Source organism: Mesorhizobium sp. Cs1321R2N1, assembly GCF_037179725.1.
Taxonomy (GTDB): Bacteria; Pseudomonadota; Alphaproteobacteria; order Rhizobiales; family Rhizobiaceae; genus Mesorhizobium; species Mesorhizobium salmacidum.
In genome coordinates this window covers 1-7,443 of sequence record NZ_JAPYKP010000203.1, presented here as the reverse complement: position 1 = coordinate 7,443, position 7,443 = coordinate 1, and the positions used below count along the sequence as shown (strand labels likewise).

At 64.7% G+C, this 7,443-nt stretch carries 7 protein-coding genes; 2 read left to right on the top strand and 5 right to left on the bottom strand.

Features of this window, described 5'->3' with window-relative positions; translation table 11 throughout:
• From O7A61_RS29785 to O7A61_RS29775, 3 genes are all read right to left on the bottom strand, one after another.
• Positions 1-273 (bottom strand): hypothetical protein (locus O7A61_RS29785; protein ID WP_337132797.1); only part of this gene is annotated, 273 nt, incomplete at its 3' end.
• Positions 274-289: 16 nt separating this feature from the next.
• A complete protein-coding gene (gene deoC / locus O7A61_RS29780; RefSeq protein WP_337132796.1) occupies positions 290-1,336 on the bottom strand; it encodes a deoxyribose-phosphate aldolase in 1,047 nt (348 codons plus the stop codon).
• Between the two features lie 203 nt (positions 1,337-1,539).
• Positions 1,540-2,367, bottom strand: coding sequence for a ferredoxin--NADP reductase (locus tag O7A61_RS29775; RefSeq protein WP_027142489.1), 828 nt, complete (start codon positions 2,365-2,367; stop codon positions 1,540-1,542).
• Between the two features lie 219 nt (positions 2,368-2,586).
• Here O7A61_RS29775 and O7A61_RS29770 point away from each other — a divergent pair, with 219 nt between their 5' ends.
• Both O7A61_RS29770 and O7A61_RS29765 read left to right on the top strand, forming a co-directional pair.
• The gene (locus O7A61_RS29770; protein ID WP_337132795.1) at positions 2,587-4,671 is read left to right on the top strand and encodes a hydantoinase/oxoprolinase family protein; all 2,085 of its coding nucleotides are present in this window, start codon (positions 2,587-2,589) and stop codon (positions 4,669-4,671) included.
• A 1-nt stretch (position 4,672) separates the two neighbouring features.
• Complete coding sequence (locus O7A61_RS29765) at positions 4,673-6,406, top strand: hydantoinase B/oxoprolinase family protein (RefSeq protein ID WP_337132794.1); 1,734 nt, start codon at positions 4,673-4,675, stop codon at positions 6,404-6,406.
• 145 nt (positions 6,407-6,551) lie between these two features.
• Here O7A61_RS29765 and O7A61_RS29760 read toward each other — a convergent pair whose 3' ends face one another.
• Positions 6,552-7,208, bottom strand: coding sequence for a methionine ABC transporter permease (locus O7A61_RS29760; protein ID WP_337132793.1), 657 nt, complete (start codon positions 7,206-7,208; stop codon positions 6,552-6,554).
• On the bottom strand, positions 7,189-7,443 hold a 255-nt coding region (locus O7A61_RS29755), incomplete at its 5' end, for an NIL domain-containing protein (protein ID WP_337132792.1). The genes O7A61_RS29755 and O7A61_RS29760, both read right to left, overlap by 20 nt.

The window sequence follows — 7,443 nt, the reverse complement described above, 5'->3', positions numbered from 1 at the left end:
GCCAACCGCCTTGTTCCCAAGGAACGCCTCGATAAAGCTCATCTGTCCCGTCCGCTTCACCGCCATCGCAAATCCCTCCGAGCCATAATCGAAGTGAATCACAATGCCAGAATTGCGCAACAGGCCCACAAGGGGAGAAGGGAAGGCGCACGACTGCGGGCCAGCGAGTTGCTCACGATCGTACTTGATCGACAGGCCGAGGCAGAGCTTTTCCTTCTCCCCTTGTGGGAGAAGGTGTCGCCGAAGGCGACGGATGAGGGGTGTTCCAGCCATCACCGCGTCGATCAGTTCAAGCCATCGCGTGGCGATGATTGGCCGAATAATGCCCGGTCAGATGGTGCTCGAGCTGGCGCTCGATGTCGGTCAAAAGGCTCGAGGCGCCGAAGCGGAACAGCTCTGGTTCCAGCCACGGCCGGCCGAGCTCTTCCTTCATCAGCACCAGCCAGTCGAGCGACACTTTCGCGGTGGAAATGCCGCCGGCCGGCTTGAAGCCGATGAGATAGCCGGTTTCCTCGAAATAGGCCCTGATGGCGCGCACCATGGCAAGCCCGACGGGCAGTGTGGCGTTGACGCTCTCCTTGCCGGTCGAGGTCTTGATGAAATCGGCGCCCGCCATCATCGCCACCATCGAGGCAAGCATGACGTTGCGCAGCGTGGCGAGATCGCCGGTGCCCAAAATGACCTTCAGATGCGCGTCACCGCAGGCGGCGCGCATCGAAACGATTTCGTTGTAAAGCTCGCGCCACTTGGCGCCGAACACCAGGCCGCGCGGAATGACGACGTCGATCTCGTCGGCTCCGTCCTTCACCGAGGCTTCGATCTCCTGCAGCCGGGTCGACAGCGGCGCCAGCCCATGCGGGAAGGCGGTGGAGACGGCGGCGACATGGACGCCGGTGCCGCGCACGGCGTCGACCGCCGTGGCGACGAAGGGATGATAGACGCAGACTGCGGCCGGCCGGATGGTTTCGCCCGCAATGCCGAGGCCTTCCATGATGTCGCGGCGCAGCGGGTTGATCGCCTTGGCGCAGAGCCGGCGCACGCGCTCCTCGGTGTCGTTGGAGTTGAGCGTCGTCAGGTCCATGCAGGCGATCGCCCGCAGCAGCCAGGCGGCCTGGTTGTCGGCCTTGATCGAGCGCCGCTTGGTCAGGCTGGCGACGCGGCGCTCCAGCGCCGAGCGGTTGACGCTGCGCACCGATTCCAGAAAACCGAGGTCGAGTTTCAGGCCTGGATTGCGCGCGATGTGATGGTCCAGCGGCACCGGCGTATTGGCGGCTGCGCGTGCCGGCAGCGGCGTCACCTTGGTGCCAAGATTGGCTTCGCGGATTGTGCTGCTCATCTCCTGCCCTTTCGTTCAGCGGCGTGCGCTCTTGGTGCGCATCGTTCTCCCAAAGCCTCGACGCTTTTGGGCGACACGCACGACGATAACCCGCGAAGCCGCGCTTCACGAGTCCTCAGGCGAGGGATAGCTGAAAAAGGCCGCGAAAGCAGCAGATTTTTGACCGGAAGGTCAAAATCAGGTTTCCGGGAGACGCGCTGGCCTCAGCCGACGAAGGCCCGTTCGACGACGAAGCTCGCGGGGTGGCTGAGCGAACCTTCCTGGAAACCGAGGCTTTCGGCCAGCTCCTTGACGTCCTTCAGCATGTGCATCGAGCCGCAGATCATGATGCGGTCGGTCTCGGGATCGAGCTTCTCGATGCCGAGATCACTGTAGAATTTGCCGGAGCCGATCAGCGCGGTGATGCGGCCCATGCGTGCCGACTCCTCGCGGGTCGTTGAATTGTACAGCGTGACGCGGCCGGCGGTCAGTTCGCCGATCAGAGGGTCGCTTTCCAGTGCCGCCACCAACTCCTGGCCGTAGATCAGCTCGGCATTGTCGCGGCAGGTGTGGGTCAGGATCAGCTGATCGAATTTCTCGTAGGTGTCGGGGTCGCGCAGCAGGCTGGCAAAGGGCGCGATGCCGGTGCCTGTCGAGATCATGAACAGGCGCTTGGCCGGGGTCAGCGCGTCGACAACCAGCGTGCCGGTCGACTTCTGGCGCATGATGACCGTGTCGCCGACCTGGATCTTCTGCAGTTCCGAGGTCAGCGGGCCGTCCGGCACCTTGATCGAGAAGAATTCCAGCTCTTCGTCCCAGGCCGGGCTGGCGACGGAGTAGGCGCGATATACCGGCTTCTCGGCATTGGGCAGGCCGATCATCACGAACTCGCCCGAGCGGAAGCGCAGCGACTGCGGGCGCGTGATGCGAAACGAGAACAGCCGGTCGGTGTAGTGCTTCACCGAGACCACGGTTTCGGCGTAGACATTGGCCGGAATCGGAAACTGCAGCGGGCGGGCTTCAGCGGTGTTGAACGCGGGCGTGGTGTTCATCAATTCCAACCTTCTCGCCCAGTTACAGACGCGGGCGCCAAACTTTCCCGTGCGCGCCCGAACCATTCAGGTTCCGGGGTGCCATGCACGCTGCCGAAGCGGTAAGCTCTTGTGTCCGGAATTTATTAGTATACAAACGATATTTGCGTCAAGATGCCGCCGTAAAACACCTTTCCAAACTGTGGCATATCCGTAGTCCCAGCATTTCGGGTTTCGACAATGAAAGAGAATTTTTCGGTGCAGCCGCCGGATTCCCTGGGCAGCGTCGTCGCCGGCATCGACGTCGGCGGAACCTTCACCGACCTGCTCCTGATCGACGGCAAGGACGGTGGCAAGGTGTATCTGGCCAAGACCCCGACCACGGTCGACAACCAGGCCTTTGGCGTGGTTTCGGCGCTCGGCGCCACCGGCTTTCCGATCGACGGCATCGACCTCATCGTGCATGGCACGACCACCACCACCAATGCGGTGCTGGAGCGCCGGCTGGCCAAGACCGGCATGATCACCACGCGCGGTTTTCGCGACGTGATCGAGCTTGGCCGGCGCACGCGGCCGCAGCCCTACGGCATGACGGGCACGTTCGTCCCGGTCATCCCGCGCAATCTGCGCCTCGAAGTGTCCGAGCGCGTCGAGGCATCAGGCGCCATCCGCACGCCGCTTGACGAGGCCGAGATGCGCGCGGCGGTGAAGACGCTGATCGCGGCCGGCTGCGAATCCCTCGTCATCCATTTTCTGCATTCCTACGCCAACCCTTTGCATGAGCGCCGCGCCGCCGAAATCGCCGCCGAGCTTTGGCCGAATGGCTACATCACCACCGGCCATGCGCTGCTGTCGGAAGCGCGCGAATTCGAGCGCGGGGTGACGGCATCGATCAACGCCTCGGTGCAGCCGATCCTGGAGCGCTATGTCGAACGCCTGCGCACGGAATTGGCCGACAAGGGCTATGCCCGCGATTTTCTCATCATGAACGGCAATGGCGGCATGATTTCGGCCCGCTTCGTCACACGTGAATCGGCCAAGACGGTCATGTCGGGCCCCGCCTCCGGCGTCATCGCCGCCGCCTATACGGGCAAGCGCGCCGGCTTCGAAAACCTCGTCACCTACGACATGGGCGGCACCTCGACCGACGTGGCGCTGATCCGCAACGCCGAACCGGCTGTCTCGAACGAGATCGAGATCGAATATGCCATGCCGATCCATGTGCCGATGGTGGCGGTGCATACGGTGGGCGCCGGCGGCGGCTCGATCGCCCGCGTCGATGCGGCCGGCCTGATCCAGATCGGCCCGGAAAGTGCGGGCGCCAATCCCGGCCCGATCTGCTACGGGCGCGGCGGCACCGAGCCGACGATCACCGACGCCAATCTGGTGCTCGGCCGGTTGGCGCCGAAGAAGCTGCTCGCCGTCGACAATCCGGTCACATCAGAGCGCGTCACCGGTATCTTCGAGGACAGGATCGGCAAGGCGACGGGCCTGTCGGGTGTCGAGGCGGCGGGCGCGGTGCTCAGGCTCGGCAACATGAAGATGGCCGGCGCCATCCGCATGGTCTCGGTATCGCGCGGCCATGATCCCCGCGATTTCGCGCTGTTCGCCTTCGGCGGCGCCGGGCCGCTGCATGCGACGGCGCTCGCGCGTGAACTCGGCCTGCCCAAAGTGCTGGTGCCAGCGCGTCCCGGCATCACCAATGCGCTCGGCTGCGTCGTCGCGGATCTGCGCCATGACTTCGTCAACACCATCAACCAACCCGTGGCCGTGCTTGATGAAAGCCGGCTTCACCAGGTATTGGAACGGCACCGGAACGAAGGCGAGGCGCTGATCGCCAAGGAAGCGGTGAAGCCGGAAACGATCCGCGTCACCCACTCCGCCGACATGCAATTCGTCGGCCAGACCCACATCATCAACGTGCCGTTGCCGTCCTCGTCGGTGACCCGGCACGAATTGCAGTCCCTGTTCGAAAAAGCCTATTTCGCCCGCTTCAAGGTGGAGCTGCCGGAAATCCGCGCCAATCTCGTCAACCTCAACACCTCGGTCACCGGCGTGCGTCCGGCGATCGACTTGTCACGCCTGATCGATCCGGTCGGGCGGGCAAAGACGCTCGACGAGGCGCGGCGCGAGATCAGGCCGGTCTGGTATGGCGGGCGCTGGCATGACACGCCGGTGTATATCAGGGAAAAGCTGCCGCTCGACGCGGTCATCGAAGGCCCGGCGATCCTCGAACAGATGGACGCGACGACCGTGCTCGAACCCGGCGACCGCGCGCGATCGGACGCCGACGGGAACATCATCATCGACATTGGCGAGGCCTGAAATGAAGCTCGACGCCATTACCCTTTCGGTTCTCCAGGCCGCCTTGCAGCAGGTCTGCGACGAGATGGACCTGACCTTTTCCCGCGCCGCTTTCTCGCCCGTGATCGCCGAGGCCAATGACCGCTCGGACGGCATCTATTCGGCCGTCGATGGCTCGCTGATCGCGCAAGGCAGCCAGGGCCTGCCCGTGTTTGTCGGCGTCATGCAATATTCGACCAGGACGGTGATCGAGATGATCGCCGATGGCCGCTGCCTGCCGCCTGAGCCGGGCGACATCTATATCGTCAACGACCCCTATCTCGGCGGCACGCATCTGATGGATGTGCGCTTCGTCATGCCGGTCTATCGGGATGAAAAGATCTTCTGCTGGTTGTCGAACACAGGCCATTGGCCCGACATTGGCGGTTCGGTGCCGGGCGGCTTTTCGGCCTCGGCCACCGCGGTCGAGCAGGAGGGTCTGCGGCTGCCGCCGGTAAAGCTGTTCAAGAAGGGCGTGCTCGATCCCGAAATCTACGCCATCATCTGCTCCAACATCCGGGTTGCCGACCAGCGCATCGGCGACATCCGGGCCCAGGCCGCCGCGCTGCTGGTCGGCCAGGATCGGCTCAACGGAATCCTGGATCGTTACGGCAATGAAACGGTTGTCGAGGCGATCGCCGAACTGCGCCGCCGTGCCGCCGAGCAGATGCGCGCCAACATAGCGGCCATTCCCGACGGCACCTACCGTTCCAAGGCCTTTGTCGACTCAGACGGGGTGGTCAACGAACCGCTGACCATCGCGCTCGCCGTCGATAAGAAGGGCGACACGCTGACCTTCGACTTTTCAGGGTCGTCAAAGCCTTGCGCCGGGCCGATGAACAGCGTGCTGGCGACGACCCTGTCCTCGGTCTATCTCGCCATGCGCCACATCTTCCCCGATGTGCCGATCAGCGCCGGCGCTTTCGAGCCCCTGATCGTCAAGCGGCCGGAAGGCACCTTCCTCGACGCGAAGTATCCGCGCCCCGTATCGGGCTGTGCGGCCGAAGTGTCGCAGCGCATTGCCGAGGCGGTGTTCGCGGCCATGGTGCAGGCGCTGCCCGACAAGGTGACGGCCGCACCTGCCGGCTCCAGCGGTAATTTCGCGCTCGGCGGCAACGACCCGGCGCGCGGCCGCGATTACGTCATGTACCAGATCTCCGGCGGCGGCTATGGCGGCAATTCAGGCCATGACGGCCTCACCAATGGCTGCTCGACCATCGGCATCTCCAAGTCGCCGCCGGTCGAGATCATGGAGCAGGCTTTTCCGGTGCTTTACCGGCACTATGCCTTGCGCGAAGGCTCGGGCGGCGCCGGCAAGCATCGCGGCGGTTTTGGCCTCGCCTACGAGGTCGAGATCCTGCGCGGCGAGGCGCGTGCCTCCTTCGTCATGGACCATGGCCGCTTCGGCCCGCAGGGCGCCCTTGGCGGTGGGGATGGCGAGCCCAACAGCGTGATCGTCTTCCGCAATGGCGAGGAACACGTACCGCCGCACCTCTCCAAGGAGCAGGACATCTCGCTGAAGGCTGGCGACCGCGTGCGCGTCGGCACGCCGGGCGGTGGCGGCTATGGCGATCCGCGTCAGCGCGATGCCGATCAGGTGCTGCGCGATGTGGCCCTGGGGTACTATACCCAACGGCAAGCCTGGGAAAAATTCGGCGTCGTGCTGTCGGCAGGAGCCGTTGATCGCGAAGCAACGGAAAAGCAACGCGCCGACTAAAACTGTCGATCCTTGTGCCGGTTCCTCACCGCGCCGTGATCGCCGCAGCACATGTCGTTTCCGTCTCCGGCGACGATCGGAAAGACAGCGCATTTGCGGTTGCCGTTCACCTTGGGGAGGCTCCGGTCAACGTTCAGCCGGCCCATCACCCCCGCCGATCCAGTCTCGCCACCAGCCGGTCACCCACCCACTGGATGCCGCAGACCAGGATGATCAGCACGATCACCACGGCGATCATCACCGACGTCTCGAACCGCTGATAGCCGTAGCGGATGGCGAGGTCGCCCAGCCCGCCGGCGCCGATGGCGCCCGCCATCGCCGAGGCGCCGATGAGTGTGACCAGCGTCACCGTGAAGCCGGCGACGATGCCAGGCAGCGCTTCCGGCACCAGCACCTCGCGGATGATCGTCCAGCGGTTGCCGCCCATGGCGCGCGCCGCCTCGATCAGGCCGTGGTCGACCTCGCGCAGCGACACTTCGGCGATGCGCGCATAGTAGGGCGTGGCGGCGATCGACAGCGGCACGATCGCCGCCCATGTGCCGATCGACGTGCCGACGATCAGCCGCGTCAGCGGGATCAGCGCCACCAGAAGGATGATAAAGGGCACCGAGCGGAAGCCGTTGATGACGGCGCCGAGCACGCGGTTCACCCACGGGCTTTCGGCAATGCCGCCGCGTTCGGTGGCAATCAGCGCCAGCCCGAGCGGCAGGCCGCAGACTAGGGAGATCAACCCGGAGGCGGCCGTCATCAGCACCGTCTCCCAGATCGACCGCAACAGAAGCTCAAACAGGATCGGCGACATGGCCAAGCACCTCCACCCGCGCCTGGCGGGACTTCAGGAATGTGATCACGTCTGCGAGGTGGCTTGCGTGATTGCCGGGGATGGAGAGGAACAGCGTTCCGACCGGCTGTTGCTGGATATGGTCGATGCCGCCATGGATGAGGCGAAAAGCACCGGGCACGGCGGCGGCGAGGTCGGACAGCAGCGGCGCCCGCGCCGCCTCGCCCGTCACGTCGACGCGCAAGATCGTCTCGGT

Excerpts from the sequence above, each read along its gene's own strand:
- O7A61_RS29760 (WP_337132793.1), bottom strand. The coding sequence starts at position 7,208 with ATGTCGCCGATCCTGTTTGAGCTTCTGTTGCGGTCGATCTGGGAGACG.
- O7A61_RS29765 (WP_337132794.1), top strand. The coding sequence starts at position 4,673 with ATGAAGCTCGACGCCATTACCCTTTCGGTTCTCCAGGCCGCCTTGCAG.
- O7A61_RS29770 (WP_337132795.1), top strand. The coding sequence starts at position 2,587 with ATGAAAGAGAATTTTTCGGTGCAGCCGCCGGATTCCCTGGGCAGCGTC.
- O7A61_RS29775 (WP_027142489.1), bottom strand. The coding sequence starts at position 2,367 with ATGAACACCACGCCCGCGTTCAACACCGCTGAAGCCCGCCCGCTGCAG.
- deoC (WP_337132796.1), bottom strand. The coding sequence starts at position 1,336 with ATGAGCAGCACAATCCGCGAAGCCAATCTTGGCACCAAGGTGACGCCG.